This is a genomic window from Bradyrhizobium sp. HKCCYLRH1030 (assembly GCF_051168395.1).
Lineage (GTDB): Bacteria > Pseudomonadota > Alphaproteobacteria > Rhizobiales > Xanthobacteraceae > Bradyrhizobium.
This window is the reverse complement of record NZ_JBNPUY010000001.1, coordinates 1123646-1140695: the sequence shown is the minus strand read 5'-3', so window position 1 is coordinate 1140695 and position 17050 is coordinate 1123646. Positions and strand designations below refer to the sequence as shown.

The window sequence follows — 17050 nt, the reverse complement described above, 5'->3', positions numbered from 1 at the left end:
GCGCCGTCGCTCCATAGGCAAGGTGTTCAGGCGTGGCCGGCGCGCATCGCAATCTTCAGGTTCGCGTCGGCTTCGCTAGCGAGACCGGCAAGCGACCGAACAATGAGGATTACGTCGGCGCCCGCCTTGGCCTGCAGGGGGCGACGGATCGCGATATCGTCGCCGCCGTCGCCGACGGCGTCGGCGGCCACAAGGGTGGGCGCGAGGCGGCGGAGCTCGCCGTCCGCGGCTTCATCGATGCCTATCATTCTCTGCCCGAGACGGCGGGCGTGCGAAGCCGAGCCGCGCGTGCGCTGGAAGCCATCAATAGCTGGATCCATGCGCAGGGCCGCGTCGACCCCGAGTTGCATGGAATGAGCTGCGCCTTCTCCGCGGTGGTGCTGTCGCGGCGAACCTGCCACGTCGTCCACGTCGGGGACACTCGCGTCTATCGCCTCAGCGAAGGGCGCCTCGAGCGTCTGACGACCGACCATGTCGCGGGCCGCGCTGACCTTGCCCACGTCCTCAACCGGGGCATCGGTTTCGAGCAGTTCGCCCGCTTCGACTACACGACGCTCGGCATGCGTCAGCACGACCGGTTTCTGATCTGCAGCGACGGGATCCACGGCATCCTGCCGGATTCGCGCCTTCAGGAGATCCTCGCCGAGCGCACGCCCCCGGACGATTCCGCGCGCGGGATCGTCGCCGCCGCGCTCGCGGCCGGCAGCAATGACAATTCGACGGCGCTGGTGCTCGACGTCGTCGATCTTCCGCCCGCTGACCGCGACGAGCTCACCGGTTCGATCTCGTCCCTGCCGATCGGCGAGCTGCCTTCGCCCGGTGACGTGATCGACGGATTCCGGCTTGGCGAACTCCTGTCCGATGGCCGCTACTCCCGGCTGTTCAAGGCGATCGACGCGGGGCAGGGTGACAGGGAGGTCGTCCTGAAATTTCCGCATCCGCGCGTCGCGAGCGAAGGTTCGTTCCGCCTGGCGTTCATTCGCGAAGCCTGGGTCGCCGCGCGTGTGCGCAGCATCTGGATCGGCGAGATCATCGAGCTTCCCGTCGAGCGCCAGACCCGGCTCTATTCGGCAATGCCATTCTACGCGGGGGAGACGCTCGAGCAGCGTCTGAACCGGCCGCCCCGATTGTCGCTTGCGGAGGGCACCGCGATCGCGACCAAGCTCGTGCGCGCGGTGGTGGCGTTGCACCGGGCCGGCATCATCCATCGCGACATCAAGCCGGACAACGTGATCCTGCTCGAGAACGGCGGCTTGCGCCTGATCGATCTCGGGGTCGCGCGCGTGCCGCGGTTCGAGGACTTTCCGGCCGAGGATATTCCGGGGACCCCGAGCTACATGGCGCCGGAGCTGTTCGCCGGTAAGCCGGGTGACGAAGCGTCCGACCTGTTCGCCCTCGGCGTCACCGTCTACCGCATGTTCACGCGCTCTTATCCGTTCGGCGAGATCGAGCCGTTCTCGCGCCCGCGCTTCGGCAAACCGGTGCCGATTTCACGCTACCGACCGGAACTGCCGGCCTGGCTCGACGCCGTGATCGGAAAGGCGTTGAACGTCGATCCTGCACAGCGTTACGGTGATGCCATCGAATTCGCCCACGAGTTGGAGAACGGTGCGTCATGGGCGGGTCCGGCGATCGCCAAGCGTCGCTCGCTTCACGACCGCAACCCGCTGTTGTTCTGGAGGATGCTCTGCGCGCTTCAATTCATCATCATCATCATTCTGGTGAGCCTGCTGACGCGACACTGAGTGGCGACGTGCGACCGCCCGAATAGGTAATCCCGATGCCCGAGAAGGTCCTGATCTATTCCCGCCTGCCGAAGTCGCTGACCCAGCGCTTCGCCGATCGCTTCGAGCTGCTCGACAGCGGCGGCACGCCGGCGCACGAGGTGTTTCCGGCGGAGGAGGTTGCGCAGATCCGGGCTTTGATCACAGCCGGCGGCACGCCTCTGGGGGTCGACGACATGGACCGGCTGCCGGCGCTCGGGGCCATCGTCTGTTACGGCACGGGTTATGATGGCGTCGACCTGAAGGCGGCCGCGGCGCGCAATATCGTGGTCGGCCACAGTCCCGGCGCGAACGCTGCAGCGGTCGCCGATGTCGCGCTCATGCTGATGCTGGCGAGCGTGCGGCGGTTGACGGCGGCGGATTCCTATGTGCGCACCGGTGGCTGGGTGGAGGCCCGGCCGTCGCCGCTGTTGAAGCCGCCGCCTGGTCTGTCCGGCTGCAAGGTCGGCGTCTACGGGATGGGCGAAATCGGCCGCAAGATCGCCGCGCGCGTCGCCGCTTTGGAGACCGAGGTCGGCTATTTCAGCCGCACGCGCCACGACGATCTGCCGTATCAGTATTTTTCAAGCCTTGATGCCTTGGCCGAATGGTGCACCGTGCTGATGATCGCGGTCCGCGCCGGCGCGGAGACCACGCACGTCGTCGATGCCGATCTCCTGAAGAAGATCGGGCCCGATGGCCATGTCGTCAACATCTCGCGTGGCTCCGTGATCGAAGAAGGGGCGCTGCTTTCAGCACTGAAGGACGGCATCATCGCTGGCGCCGGGCTCGACGTATTCGAAACCGAGCCGCACGCCCCGGATGGGCTGACGTCGTTGCAGAACGTGGTGGTCACGCCGCATATCGGCGGCAACACCCGCGAGTCTCACGTGGCGATGCAGGAATGCGTGGTGGCCAATCTCACGGCGTTCTTTGCGGGGGAGCCACTGCCGTTTCGGGTCGGATAGGCAGATGGCGCTCCCCCAGCACCGCAACGTCAAACGCGCAGACCGCAGATAAGTTCCACACTTGGTGCAGAAATATTCTGATGCACTGCACGCCTCTGTGAATTGCGAGTGATTTTCAAACGCTTCTAAGTTCCTCTCCTGCAATTCAGGAGAGCGGCATGGCGGCGTTCACCCTCAAGATCAACGGACGCGAGCATCAGATCGACGTCGACCCGAATACGCCCTTGTTATGGGCGATCCGGGACAATGCCGGGCTGACCGGCACCAAATACGGATGCGGCGTGGCGCAGTGCGGTGCCTGCACCGTGCATCTCGACGGCCAGAGCGTTCGCTCCTGCTCGCTGCCGGTGTCGGCGGTGGGCAAGAGCGAGATCACCACCATCGAAGGGCTGAGCGGCAAGGAAGGTGCGGCCGTGCAGAAGGCCTGGGCGGCACTCGACGTGCCCCAATGCGGCTACTGCCAGTCCGGCCAGATCATGAGCGCGGTCGCGCTGCTCGGCCTTAATCCCAAGCCGACCGATCAGGACATCGATCTCGCGATGAACGGCAACATCTGCCGCTGCGCCACCTATGTGCGCATCCGCGCTGCCATCCATACCGCAGCCAAGACGTTGGAGGGCTGATCATGAATGTGCATATGAAGCCCGCCACGTCCGCTCCGACATTGTCCCGCCGCTCGCTGCTGAAGGCGGGAGCGGGGCTGGCGCTCGCCACCTATGTCGCCCGCAATGGTGTCGCTTACGCGCAAGACGCGGCGAAGTCCGTCAACATTGCGCCCAACACGTTCCTTGTGATCGGCCAGGACGACACTGTCACCGTTCTCTGCAAGCACATCGAGTTCGGGCAGGGCCCGTTCACCGGCATGGCCACGCTGGTGGCTGAGGAGCTCGATGCCGATTGGTCGCAGATGCGCGCCGATCATGCGCCCTCGAATCCGGTGCTCTACAAAAACCTGCTGTTCGGGGTGCAGGGTACCGGCGGCTCCAGCGCAATCGCCAATTCCTACGAGCAGATGCGCAAGGTCGGCGCCGCCGCGCGCGCGATGCTGGTGGCCGCGGCCGCCGACGAATGGAAGGTCCCGGCCGAGGAGATCACGGTCGAGAAGGGCCTCATCAAGCATCCGTCCGGCAAGCAGAGCGGCTTCGGCGCGCTGGCCGCCAAGGCGATGCAGCAGCCGGTGCCGGCGAACCCGCAGCTCAAGGATCCCTCCGCCTTCAAGCTGATTGGCAAGGAAGGCGCGGTGACCCGGCTCGACAGCGTGGCGAAGTCGAACGGCTCGGCCGAGTACACGCTCGACATCAAGGATCCGGGGACGTTGACCGTTCTGGTGGCGCGCTCGCCGCGGTTCGGCGGCACGGTGGCGTCGTTCGACGCGTCGGCGGCCAAGGCCGTGCCGGGAGTGGTCGACGTCAAGGAGGTGCCGAACGGTGTAGCCGTCTATGCCGAGGGGTTCTGGCCGGCGAAGACGGCACGTGACCTACTCAATATCACCTGGGACGACAGCAAGGCGGAGACGCGCGGCACGGCGCAACTGCTGGAGGAGTTTCGCGCCCGTGCGAAGAAGCAGGGCGCCCTGGTGAAGCAGGAGGGCGACGTTGACGCCGAGATCGCCAAGGGCGGCAAGCTGATCGAGACCGAGTTCGTCTTTCCCTATCTGGCCCATGCGCCGATGGAGCCAATCAACGCCTTCATTCACTGGAAGGGCGATACCGCCTCGGCGCGCTATGGCAGCCAGTTTCCGACGCCTGATCACGCCGTGATCGCGCAGGTGCTTGGGCTCGACATCGCCAAGGTCGATCTCAAGACGATTCTCGCCGGCGGCAGCTTCGGCCGGCGGGCGCAGCAGTCGACCCACGTCGCCATGGAGCTGGCGCAGGTCGCCAAGGCGATCGGGCCGGGACGTCCGGTCAAGCTGGTGTGGACCCGCGAGGATGACATGCGCGGCGGTTACTACCGACCGTTCAGCCTGCACCGAATGCGCGGTGTGGTCCGCGACGGCAAGATCGTGGCGTGGTCGGATACGATCGTCGGGCAGTCGATCATGAAGGGCTCGCCGTTTGAGGCGATGACCATGAAGAACGGCCTCGATTCGACGGCCTATGAGGGCTCCAACGAGATCCCTTACCAGGTGCCGAATTTCCGCTGCGACCTGCATCAGGTCGATGTCGGCGTGCCCGTGCTGTGGTGGCGCTCGGTCGGCCACACCCATACTGGCTACGCCGTCGAGGCGTTCGTCGATCAGTTGCTCGAAGCCGCCGGCCAGGATCCTGTGGAGGGACGACTGGCGATGATGGCCGACAAGCCGCGTCACGCCGGTGTGCTCAAGGCGGTCGCCGAGCTCGCGGACTGGAAGGGCGCCAAGCTCGAGGCGGGCCGCGCCCGCGGCGTTGCCGTGGTCGAGAGCTTCAACACCTACGTCGCCCAGGTGGTCGAGCTGTCGATGGGGGCCGACGGACCGGTCGTGCACAAGGTGTGGTGCGCGGTCGACTGCGGCGTCGCAGTCAATCCCGACATCATCCGCGCCCAGATGGAGGGCGGCATCGGCTTTGCGCTCGGCCACATCCTCTATGCGCAGCAGCCGCTCGACGAGGGACGACCGGTGTCGGGCAATTTCGACACCTACCGCTCGCTGCGCATCCACGAGATGCCGCAGATCGAGGTTGCGATCGTGCCGTCGACCGAGAAACCCTCGGGAGTCGGCGAGCCTGGCGTGCCGCCGCTGGGACCTGCCGTCGCCAACGCCATGGCCAGGCTGGGTCTGCCGCGCCCGACCCAACTGCCGATCCGGCCGGGAGACACCGCATGAGCCTGTTCAGAACGGCGACGATGGCGCTGCTCGCTGGCAGCCTGGCTGCGGTTGCGATCGTAGCCCTGCCGGCACTGCGGCGCGCCGATGCGGCGCCCGAGGCCACGCACGTCGCCGGCGGGCTCAAGCCGGTGGCGGACTTCGCCAGGATCAAGAGCAAGGACGAGCGCGCCGTGGCGCTGTTCGAAGAGGCCGGCAAGGTGCTGCAGTCACCGCGATGCATGAACTGCCACCCGGCCGGCGACCGGCCGACCCAGACCGACAGGATGATTCCGCATCAGCCGCTGGTGGTCCGCGGCGAGGCCGGCATGGGTGCCCCCGGCGGGCTCGCCTGCACGACCTGCCACCACGAGGCCAATTTCGACGCGGCGCGCGTGCCCGGTAATCCCAAGTGGCAGCTGGCCCCGATCGAGATGGCTTGGCAGGGCAAGTCGCTCGGCCAGATCTGCGCACAGATCAAGGATCCAAATCGCAACGGCGGCAAGACCATGGCGCAGCTGATTCACCATATGGCTGAGGATGAGCTGGTCGGCTGGGGCTGGAATCCGGGAGCTGGGCGGACCCCGGCCCCGGGAACCCAGAAGCAGTTCGGCGAGCTGATCAAGGCCTGGGCCGACGCCGGAGCGGCCTGTCCGAAGGGCTGAGGCGGGATTGCGCCCCTGCGCGTGCAATGCCCCTCGGCCCTGATGAGCGCAGCGACATCCGGGTTTTCCGGCAGAGCACGTGAGACCCCGCATGTCGCTATCGCCGACGCGCGTCCCGCGCGCCGGCTGCCGCTCATCCGGGCGACGGGGCTCCCACCCGGCTCCACGGCATGGCCCAACTGGTGCGATTTTTGCTCTTGGGGTCTTGGCAAGTCGCAATGGACCCGTTAAAGAACCGGCTTCCAGGCGGGCCGGCTGTTGCTGGCGCGCCTGTGCGCGCATTCCGAAAGTTGAGAGGAGCCAGCATTCCTTTTGAGGATATCCGTTTGGATTTCTCGGAAGGAAGAAGGATCTTTCTGCTCTCGAATGCCGCAGGGGAGGTCGGTTCGCCGATCACTCCGAATCCTGTCCGAGACTGCAGGCGCCGGCGCGGAAATCCAGTTTCCTCAATGGCTTAATCATCCAGCCTGCATAGACGGGTGAAGACCGGATTTCGGCATGTCCACTGCCTTTGTCGTGGTGGCATGCAGGTTTGGTTCGAACCTCGACACTCCGCGGGCTCTCAGGGCTTTCGGAAGGGCAGGCTATTCATCGCCGTTTTGCCTTTCGTGTCCTCGGGTTCTTCCGTCCGGAGGTCAGGTTTGGTGGGATGGCGGGTGCAACCCGGCGGTCCCGCTTTCGGGCGAAGGCCGCCAACCGGAGAGAGCTTGCTGTGGAACGAGCGGCAAAAAAAGAGGCGGTCGAGCAGCTGCACGAGGTCTTCAAGACCACGGGCGTTGCCGTCGTCGCTCACTATTCCGGCCTCACCGTGGCTCAGATGCAGAACCTGCGCAAGCAGATGAAGCAGGCTGGTGCGTCGGTGAAGGTCTCGAAGAACCGTCTCGCCAAAATTGCTCTTGAAGGCACGGACGTCGTCGGCATCGGTCCCCTGTTGAAGGGGCCGACCGTGATCGCAACTTCGAACGATCCTGTCGCGGCGCCCAAGGTTGCCATCGAATTCGCCAAGGCGAACGAAAAGTTCGTCATTCTCGGCGGCTCGATGGGCTCAACCGTCCTGAATGTCGACAGCGTGAAGGCTCTGGCCTCGCTGCCGTCGCTGGACGAACTGCGCGGCAAGCTCGTCGGCCTGATCCAGGCTCCGGCGACCAAGCTGGCCCAGCTCGCCAACGCTCCCGCGGCCAAGGTCGCGCGCGTCATTCAGGCTCATGCCTCAAAGGGCGAAGCGGCCTGACGCCCTTCGCAAACACTCACAACCTGGTTTCGAACCGAACCACACTAAAGGACTACATCAATGGCTGACCTGCAGAAGATCGTCGACGACCTCTCGGCCCTCACCGTTCTCGAGGCTGCTGAGCTCGCGAAGCTCTTGGAAGAGAAGTGGGGCGTGTCCGCCGCGGCCGCCGTGGCCGTCGCCGCTCCGGGCGCTGGTGGCGCCGCTGCCGCTCCGGCGGAAGAGAAGACCGAGTTCACCGTTGTCCTGGCTTCGGCCGGCGACAAGAAGATCGAGGTCATCAAGGAAGTCCGTGCCATCACCGGCCTGGGCCTGAAGGAAGCCAAGGACCTGGTCGAGGGTGCTCCGAAGCCGGTCAAGGAAGGCGTCAACAAGGACGAGGCCGAGAAGATCAAGGCTCAGCTCGAGAAGGCCGGCGCCAAGATCGAGCTCAAGTAATCGCTTCGATTGCGCGAACGAAGTCCCTGGGCTGCCATGGGCAGGTCGGGGGCTTTCGACAGATTATGATGATCGGGTGGTAACATCGCCCGGTCATCATGTGGACAAGGAGTTTTGCAGGGGTATTGGGCGCGGCTCGGAATCACTGCAAAAGGCGTGCAACGGAACCGTCCGTTGTGGGCCGAACACGGAAAAGTGTGGAGATTTAGGGGCTTCGCTCTCGAATCTCGATTATTGTCAACCCATATTGGGTCGGCAGCACGAAAAGCCGGTTGATCGGTGGAGTGGCGTCTCCGTCCGTAAGCCGTTGGGAGATAGGCAATTTCGGGCTTTTGCAGTCCGTGACGAGATGGTTGTGACGAGCGGGTGCGTCCTCGCGCCTCGCGCGTCGTTTTGCGTTTTGCTGGTCTGAAGAACAGATCTGGGACATTTCCGTTCCGGCTCTGGGCCTCAGATCCTCGAAATGGATCGAAATTCAACCCGAAGGGGCGGTGGCAGCCGCTGTTTCGGAAGGTTCGCCCCTCCGGGCGACGAAATGAGAGGCCACGATGGCGCAGCAGACATTCACCGGTCGCAAACGCGTTCGCAAGTTCTTTGGACACATCAAGGAAGTCGCGGAGATGCCGAACCTCATCGAGGTTCAGAAGGCGTCCTACGACCAGTTCCTGATGGTGGACGAGCCCACGGGTGGCCGGCCGGATGAGGGCCTGCAGGCGGTGTTCCGCTCGGTATTCCCGATCTCCGACTTCTCCGGCACCTCGATGCTGGAGTTCGTCCGCTACGAGTTCGAGCCGCCGAAATATGACGTCGACGAGTGCCGTCAGCGCGGCATGACCTTCGCTGCGCCGCTCAAGGTGACCTTGCGCCTCATCGTGTTCGATATCGACGAGGAGACCGGCGCGAAGTCGGTCAAGGACATCAAGGAGCAGGACGTGTACATGGGCGACATTCCGCTCATGACCATGAACGGCACCTTCATCGTCAACGGCACCGAGCGCGTCATCGTCTCGCAGATGCACCGTTCGCCGGGCGTGTTCTTCGACCACGACAAGGGCAAGACCCACTCGTCGGGCAAGCTGCTGTTCGCCGCCCGCGTCATCCCGTATCGCGGCTCCTGGCTCGACATCGAGTTCGACGCCAAGGACATCGTGTTCGCGCGCATCGACCGTCGCCGCAAGCTGCCGGTGACGTCGCTGATGTTCGCGCTCGGTCTCGATGGCGAGCAGATCCTGTCGACCTTCTACAAGAAGCTGATCTACAAGCGCATCAAGGAAGGCTGGCGCGTTCCGTTCGACGCCAACCGCTTCCGCGGCTATTCGACCGTCAACGACCTGATCGACGCCGACACCGGCAAGGTCGTGCTCGAGGCCGGCAAGAAGCTCACCGTTCGCGCCGCCCGCCAGCTCCAGGAGAAGGGGCTGAAGGCGCTGCGCATGTCGGACGAGGAGCTGCTCGGCAACTACATCGCCGAGGATCTCGTCAATCCGAAGACCGGCGAGATCTATGCCGAGGCCGGCGAGGAGATCACCGACAAGCTGTTCAAGGTGCTGAACGAGCAGGGCTACAAGGACCTGCCGCTGCTCGACATCGACCACGTCAATGTCGGCCCCTACATCCGCAACACGCTGTCGGCCGACAAGAACATGACGCGTGAGGACGCGCTGTTCGACATCTACCGCGTGATGCGTCCGGGCGAGCCGCCGACGCTCGATTCGGCGCAGGCGATGTTCCAGTCGCTGTTCTTCGATGCCGAGCGCTACGACCTCTCCGCGGTCGGCCGCGTCAAGATGAACATGCGCCTCGAGCTCGATGCGCCGGACACCCAGCGCACTCTGCGCAAGGAAGACATCCTGGCGGTCATCAAGACCCTGGTCGACCTGCGCGACGGCAAGGGCGAGATCGACGACATCGACCATCTCGGCAATCGCCGCGTCCGCTCGGTGGGCGAGCTGATGGAGAACCAGTACCGCATCGGTCTCTTGCGCATGGAGCGCGCCATCAAGGAGCGCATGTCGAGCGTCGACATCGACACCGTGATGCCGCAGGACCTGATCAACGCCAAGCCGGCCGCCGCCGCGGTGCGCGAGTTCTTCGGCTCGTCGCAGCTGTCGCAGTTCATGGACCAGACCAACCCGCTGTCGGAGATCACCCACAAGCGCCGCCTGTCGGCGCTCGGACCGGGCGGTCTGACGCGCGAGCGCGCCGGCTTCGAGGTGCGCGACGTGCATCCGACGCATTACGGCCGCATCTGCCCGATCGAGACGCCGGAAGGTCCGAACATCGGCCTGATCAATTCGCTGGCGACGTTCGCCCGCGTCAACAAGTATGGCTTCGTCGAGACGCCGTACCGCAAGGTCAAGGACGGCCGCGTCACCGACGAGGTAGTGTATCTGTCCGCCATGGAGGAGGGGCGCTACCGCGTCGCGCAGGCCAACGTGCCGCTCGATGCCAAGGGCCGCTTCACCGAGGACCTCGTGGTCTGCCGTCATGCCGGCGAAGTCGTGCCGATGACGCCCGACAAGGTCGACTACATGGACGTGTCGCCGAAGCAGCTGGTTTCGGTTGCCGCGGCCTTGATCCCGTTCCTCGAGAACGACGACGCCAACCGCGCGCTGATGGGCTCGAACATGCAGCGCCAGGCGGTGCCGCTGGTTCGCGCCGAGGCGCCGTTCGTCGGCACCGGCATGGAAGGCGTGGTTGCCCGTGACTCGGGCGCCGCGATCGCGGCGCGCCGCTCGGGCGTGATCGACCAGATCGACGCCACCCGCGTCGTCATCCGCGCCACGGAAGATCTCGATCCGACCAAGTCGGGCGTCGATATCTACCGGCTGATGAAGTACCAGCGCTCGAACCAGTCGACCTGCATCAACCAGCGTCCGCTGGTGAAGGTCGGCGACATCGTCAAGAAGGGCGACATCATCGCTGACGGTCCGTCGACCGATCTCGGCGAGCTCGCGCTCGGCCGCAACGTGCTGGTCGCGTTCATGCCGTGGAACGGCTACAACTTCGAGGACTCCATCCTGCTCTCCGAGCGGATCGTGAAGGAGGACGTCTTCACCTCGATCCACATCGAGGAATTCGAGGTGATGGCCCGCGACACCAAGCTGGGTCCGGAGGAAATCACGCGCGACATTCCGAACGTGTCGGAAGAGGCGCTGAAGAACCTCGACGAAGCCGGCATCGTCTATATCGGCGCGGAGGTGCGCGCCGGCGACATCCTGGTCGGCAAGATCACGCCGAAGGGCGAGAGCCCGATGACGCCGGAAGAAAAGCTCTTGCGCGCCATCTTCGGCGAGAAGGCCTCCGACGTTCGCGACACCTCGCTGCGGGTGCCGCCGGGCGTGCAGGGCACAATCGTCGAGGTCCGCGTCTTCAACCGTCACGGCGTCGACAAGGACGAGCGTGCGCTGGCGATCGAGCGGGAAGAGATCGAGCGTCTGGCCAAGGACCGTGACGACGAGCAGGCGATCCTGGACCGCAACGTCTACAGCCGTCTCGCCGACATGCTGGACGGCCGCCAGGGCATCTCGGGGCCGAAGGGCTTCAAGAAGGATACCAAGATCACGCGTGCGGTGCTCGACGAGTATCCGAAGTCGCAGTGGTGGCTGTTCGCCTCGCCGAACGACAAGCTGATGGCCGAGATCGAGGCCATGCGGAAGCAGTACGACGAGTCGAAGAAGGGGCTGGAACAGCGCTTCCTCGACAAGGTCGAGAAGCTGCAGCGTGGCGACGAGCTGCCGCCCGGCGTGATGAAGATGGTCAAGGTCTTCGTCGCCGTGAAGCGCAAGATCCAGCCGGGCGACAAGATGGCGGGCCGTCACGGCAACAAGGGCGTCGTGTCCAAGATCGTGCCGATCGAGGATATGCCGTTCCTCGAGGACGGCACCCATGCGGACATCGTGCTGAACCCGCTCGGCGTGCCCTCGCGCATGAACGTCGGGCAGATCCTCGAGACCCATCTCGGCTGGGCCTGCGCCGGCCTCGGCAAGCGCATCGCCCAGACGGTCGATGCCTACCTGTCGAAGCAGGACGTCAAGCCGCTGAAGGAGACCTTGAAGCGGATCTACGGCGATGACGAGACCATCAAGTCGCTCAACGACAACGAGTTGATCGAGCTTGGTCACAATCTGAGCCGCGGCGTGCCGATCGCCACGCCGGTGTTCGACGGCGCCAAGGAGGCCGACATCGAGGAGATGTTGAAGCTCGCCGGCCTCGACGCATCCGGTCAGTCGACGGTCTATGACGGCCGCACCGGCGATGCGTTCGATCGCAAGGTGACGGTCGGCTACATCTACATGCTGAAGCTGCACCATCTGGTCGACGACAAGATCCATGCGCGTTCGATCGGCCCGTACTCGCTGGTCACCCAGCAGCCGCTGGGCGGCAAGGCCCAGTTCGGCGGCCAGCGTTTCGGCGAAATGGAGGTGTGGGCGCTCGAAGCCTACGGCGCGGCCTACACGCTGCAGGAGATGCTGACGGTGAAGTCGGACGACGTCGCCGGCCGCACCAAGGTCTACGAGGCGATCGTGCGCGGCGACGACACGTTCGAGGCCGGTATTCCGGAATCGTTCAACGTGCTGGTCAAGGAAATGCGCTCGCTCGGCCTCAACGTCGACCTGCACAACTCCAAGCTCGGACCGGCGCCGACGTCGGAAGCCGCCGAGTAGTTCAAGAGGTCATGCCCGGCCGTCTCGGACGGCCGGGTGCCGGCGCCTTCCCCCGCGGGTCAGGACAAGGCGCCCGTTGAGAGATTTTCGAATTTGCGGCCGACCCCCGATCGGCCCGCGAGGAGAATACGATGAACCAAGAAATTATGAATCTCTTCAATCCGACGACGCCGGCTCAGGTCTTCGACCAGATCCGGATCTCGATTGCGTCTCCGGAGAAGATTCTGTCCTGGTCCTATGGCGAGATCAAGAAGCCGGAAACGATCAACTACCGTACCTTCAAGCCCGAGCGCGACGGCCTGTTCTGCGCCCGCATCTTCGGGCCGATCAAGGACTACGAGTGCCTGTGCGGCAAGTACAAGCGGATGAAGTACAAGGGCATCATCTGCGAGAAGTGCTCGGTGGAGGTGACCCTGTCGCGCGTCCGGCGCGAGCGCATGGGCCATATCGAGCTCGCCGCTCCCGTCGCGCACATCTGGTTCCTGAAGTCGCTGCCCTCGCGCATCGGCCTGCTGCTCGACATGACGCTGAAGGATCTCGAGCGGATCCTGTACTTCGAATATTACGTCGTTCTCGAGCCGGGTCTGACCGCGCTCAAGGACCGTCAGCTGCTGTCCGAGGACGAGTACCTCAAGGCGCAGGACGAATACGGCCAGGACAGCTTCACCGCCATGATCGGCGCCGAGGCCATCCGTGAGCTCTTGCGCGGCCTCGAGCTGGAGAAGCTCGAGCAGACGCTGCGTGCGGAGATGCAGGAGACCGACTCCGACATCAAGCACAAGAAGCTCGCGAAGCGCCTGAAGATCGTCGAGGCGTTCCGCCACTCCGGCAACAAACCGGAATGGATGATCATGACCGTGGTTCCGGTGATCCCGCCGGACCTCCGCCCGCTGGTGCCGCTCGACGGCGGCCGTTTCGCGACCTCCGACCTCAACGACCTCTATCGCCGCGTCATCAACCGCAACAACCGCCTGAAGCGGCTGATGGAGCTGCGCGCGCCCGACATCATCATCCGCAACGAGAAGCGCATGCTTCAGGAGGCGGTGGATGCGCTGTTTGACAACGGCCGCCGCGGCCGCGTCATCACCGGCGCCAACAAGCGTCCGCTGAAGTCGCTCGCCGACATGCTCAAGGGCAAGCAGGGTCGCTTCCGTCAGAACCTGCTCGGCAAGCGCGTCGACTACTCCGGCCGTTCGGTCATCGTGGTCGGTCCCGAGCTGCGCCTGCACCAGTGCGGCCTGCCGAAGAAGATGGCGCTCGAGCTGTTCAAGCCGTTCATCTATTCGCGGCTCGACGCCAAGGGCCTGTCGACGACGGTCAAGCAGGCCAAGAAGCTGGTCGAGAAGGAGCGTCCGGAGGTCTGGGACATCCTGGACGAGGTCATCCGCGAGCATCCGGTGCTCCTGAACCGCGCGCCGACGCTGCATCGCCTCGGCATCCAGGCGTTCGAGCCGGTGCTGATCGAGGGCAAGGCGATCCAGCTGCATCCGCTGGTCTGCTCGGCCTTCAACGCCGACTTCGATGGCGACCAGATGGCCGTGCACGTTCCGCTGTCGCTCGAAGCGCAGCTGGAAGCGCGCGTCCTGATGATGTCGACCAACAACATCCTGCATCCGGCCAACGGTCAGCCGATCATCGTGCCGTCGCAGGACATCGTGCTCGGCCTCTACTACGTCTCGATCATGCGCGAGGGCATGCCCGGCCAGGGCATGGCGTTCGGCAACATGGCCGAGCTCGAGCATGCGCTGCACGCCAAGGCCATCCATCTCCACAGCAAGATCAAGTATCGCTGGGAGGGCATGGACGAGACCGGCAAGATCGCCAAGCGCTGGATCGAAACCACCGCGGGCCGCGTCATGCTCGGCCATCTCCTGCCGAAGCATCCGCGCGTCACGTTCGAGGTCATCAACAAGCTGATGACCAAGCGCGAGATCTCGGGCGTGATCGATCAGGTCTATCGTCACTGCGGCCAGAAGGAGACGGTGATCTTCTGCGACCGCATCATGGCGCTCGGCTTCTACAACGCCTTCAAGGCGGGCATTTCGTTCGGCAAGGACGACATGGTCGTGCCGGCGGGCAAGTGGAAGATCGTCGACACCACCCGTACGCTGGCGAAGGATTTCGAGCAGCAATACAATGACGGTCTGATCACCCACGGCGAGAAGTACAACAAGGTCGTCGACGCCTGGTCGAAGGCCAGCGAAGAGATCGCCAAGGAGATGATGAAGGAGATCTCCGTCACCAAGAAGACGGCGACGGGGGCGGATGCCGACATCAACTCGATCTACATGATGTCGCATTCCGGTGCCCGCGGTTCGCCGGCCCAGATGCGTCAGCTCGCCGGCATGCGCGGCCTGATGGCCAAGCCGTCGGGTGAGATCATCGAGACGCCGATCATCTCGAACTTCAAGGAAGGTCTCTCGGTTCTCGAGTACTTCAACTCGACCCACGGCGCCCGCAAGGGTCTCGCGGACACCGCGTTGAAGACCGCGAACTCGGGCTACCTGACCCGTCGTCTGGTCGACGTCGCGCAGGACTGCATCATCACGCAGGACGATTGCGGCACCCATCTCGGCATCAAGATGCGCGCCATCGTCGATGCCGGCACGGTCGTGGCCTCGCTCGGCTCGCGCATCCTGGGCCGCGTGCCCTGCGACGACGTGCGCGATCCCGCGACCAACGCGGTGCTCGTCAAGGCCGGCACCTTGATGGAGGAGAGCCACATCGACGCCATCCAGCAGGCTGGCGTGCAGGAGGTGAAGATCCGCTCGGCGCTGACCTGCGAGCTGGTCAACGGCATCTGCAAGATGTGCTACGGCCGCGATCTGGCGCGCGGCACGCCGGTCAACCACGGTGAGGCCGTCGGCGTCATCGCCGCGCAGTCGATCGGTGAGCCCGGCACCCAGCTGACGATGCGCACTTTCCACATCGGTGGTGCGGCGCAGCTGAACGAGCAGTCCTTCGTGGAATCGAACTTCGAAGGCAAGGTGGTCATCAAGAACAAGGCGATCGCCCGCAACAGCGAGGGTCATCTGATCGCGATGGTCCGCAACATGGTCGTGACGATCGTCGACCCCGACGGCACCGAGCGTGCGACGCACCGCATCCAGTACGGCGCGCGCATGCATGTCGACGACGGCGACATGATCAAGCGCGGCCAGCGCATCGCCGAGTGGGACCCTTACACCCGTCCGATCCTCACGGAAGCCGAGGGTACGATCGGGTTCGAGGATCTGACCGAGGGTCTGTCGATCTCGGAAACGCTCGACGAGTCCACCGGTATTGCCAAGCGCGTGGTCATCGACTGGCGTGGAACGCGCGGTGGCGCGGATCTGCGTCCGGCCATCGTGATCAAGGGCAAGGACGGCAAGGTGCTCAAGCTCGCCCGCGGCGGCGATGCCCGCTACATGCTGTCGGTCGACGCGATTCTGTCGGTCGACGTCGGCTCGACGGTGAAGCCGGGCGACATCCTCGCGCGTATCTCGACGGAAAGCGCCAAGACGCGCGACATCACCGGCGGTCTGCCGCGGGTGGCGGAGCTGTTCGAAGCGCGCAAGCCGAAGGATGCCGCGATCATCGCCGAGATCGCCGGCACCATCCGGTTCGGTCGCGACTACAAGAACAAGCGTCGCATCTCGATCGAGCCGGTCGACAAGACCGAGGAGCCGCGCGAGTACCTGATCCCGAAGGGCAAGCACATCCATCTGCAGGATGGCGACATCGTCGAGAAGGGCGACTTCATCGTCGAAGGCAACCCGGCGCCGCACGACATCCTGGCGATCAAGGGCATCGAGGAGCTCGCGGCCTACCTGGTCAACGAGATCCAGGAGGTCTACCGGCTGCAGGGCGTGCTCATCAACGACAAGCACATCGAGGTGATTGTCCGCCAGATGCTGCAGAAGGTGGAGATCACCGACCAGGGCGATACCGACATGATCTCGGGCGAACAGGTCGACAAGATCGAGTTCGACCTGCTGAACGCGAAGGCCGTGGAGGAGGCGAAGAAGCCGGCCACAGGCACTCCGGTTCTGCTCGGCATCACCAAGGCGAGCCTGCAGACCCGGTCGTTCTTCTCGGCGGCCTCGTTCCAGGAGACCACCCGCGTCCTCACCGAGGCGGCGGTCAACGGCAAGATCGATCCACTCGAGGGTCTCAAGGAGAACGTCATCGTAGGACGTCTGATCCCGGCCGGCACCGGCGCCTCGATGGCCCGCATCCGCGAAGTCGCCTTGAAGCGCGACAAGCTGATTCTCGACGAGCGCGAGAAGCAGGCGGCGATCGTGCCGGCGCAGCCCGAGCCTCAGCCGCTCGCGCTGCCGCCGGCGGAGTAAACGGACGGTTGCGGCATGACCCCGACGGTGTCGGGGTCTGCCGTGCGTTCATCACGCGTAGAAAAGGCCGGCGTTTGCCGGCCTTTTTTTGACATTTTCTTCTCCTGTTGCCGCGCTGCTGCCCCGTTGTTCATCTTCCCTTCAGGGACAGAGGCGCTTTTGGAAGCATCAGATCCGCTGAGCTGATTTCCGTCGATTCCCG

At 64.5% G+C, this 17050-nt stretch carries 9 protein-coding genes; all 9 read left to right on the top strand.

The window, feature by feature from the left end; genetic code table 11:
• The first annotated feature begins 32 nt into the window (after positions 1 to 32).
• Positions 33 to 1745, top strand: a complete 1713-nt coding sequence (locus ACQR1E_RS05225) for a bifunctional protein-serine/threonine kinase/phosphatase (protein WP_434896751.1) — start codon at positions 33 to 35, stop codon at positions 1743 to 1745.
• A gap of 35 nt (positions 1746 to 1780) precedes the next feature.
• Positions 1781 to 2731, top strand: coding sequence for a 2-hydroxyacid dehydrogenase (locus tag ACQR1E_RS05220; protein WP_434896750.1), 951 nt, complete (start codon positions 1781 to 1783; stop codon positions 2729 to 2731).
• A 158-nt stretch (positions 2732 to 2889) separates the two neighbouring features.
• Positions 2890 to 3354 carry a (2Fe-2S)-binding protein gene (locus ACQR1E_RS05215; protein ID WP_434896749.1) on the top strand — a complete coding sequence of 155 codons (465 nt, stop codon included), beginning with the start codon at positions 2890 to 2892 and terminating at the stop codon, positions 3352 to 3354.
• 2 nt (positions 3355 to 3356) lie between these two features.
• On the top strand, positions 3357 to 5537 hold the full coding sequence (locus ACQR1E_RS05210) for a molybdopterin cofactor-binding domain-containing protein (RefSeq protein WP_434896748.1): 2181 nt from the start codon (positions 3357 to 3359) through the stop codon (positions 5535 to 5537).
• Positions 5534 to 6181: an Isoquinoline 1-oxidoreductase subunit gene (locus ACQR1E_RS05205; RefSeq protein WP_315749613.1), complete on the top strand. Its 648-nt coding sequence runs from the start codon at positions 5534 to 5536 to the stop codon at positions 6179 to 6181. The genes ACQR1E_RS05210 and ACQR1E_RS05205 overlap by 4 nt, the downstream gene beginning before the upstream one ends.
• Before the next feature lie 712 nt (positions 6182 to 6893).
• Positions 6894 to 7412 (top strand): 50S ribosomal protein L10, encoded by a 519-nt coding sequence (gene rplJ, locus ACQR1E_RS05200; protein WP_008963452.1) that lies wholly within the window; start codon positions 6894 to 6896, stop codon positions 7410 to 7412.
• A gap of 60 nt (positions 7413 to 7472) precedes the next feature.
• Entirely contained in the window at positions 7473 to 7850 is a 378-nt protein-coding gene (gene rplL, locus ACQR1E_RS05195; protein ID WP_172108050.1) for a 50S ribosomal protein L7/L12, read from the top strand.
• Between the two features lie 548 nt (positions 7851 to 8398).
• On the top strand, positions 8399 to 12517 hold the full coding sequence (rpoB, locus tag ACQR1E_RS05190; protein WP_315714569.1) for a DNA-directed RNA polymerase subunit beta: 4119 nt from the start codon (positions 8399 to 8401) through the stop codon (positions 12515 to 12517).
• A gap of 131 nt (positions 12518 to 12648) precedes the next feature.
• A complete protein-coding gene (rpoC, locus tag ACQR1E_RS05185; RefSeq protein ID WP_316185887.1) occupies positions 12649 to 16848 on the top strand; it encodes a DNA-directed RNA polymerase subunit beta' in 4200 nt (1399 codons plus the stop codon).
• Positions 16849 to 17050 lie beyond the last annotated feature (202 nt).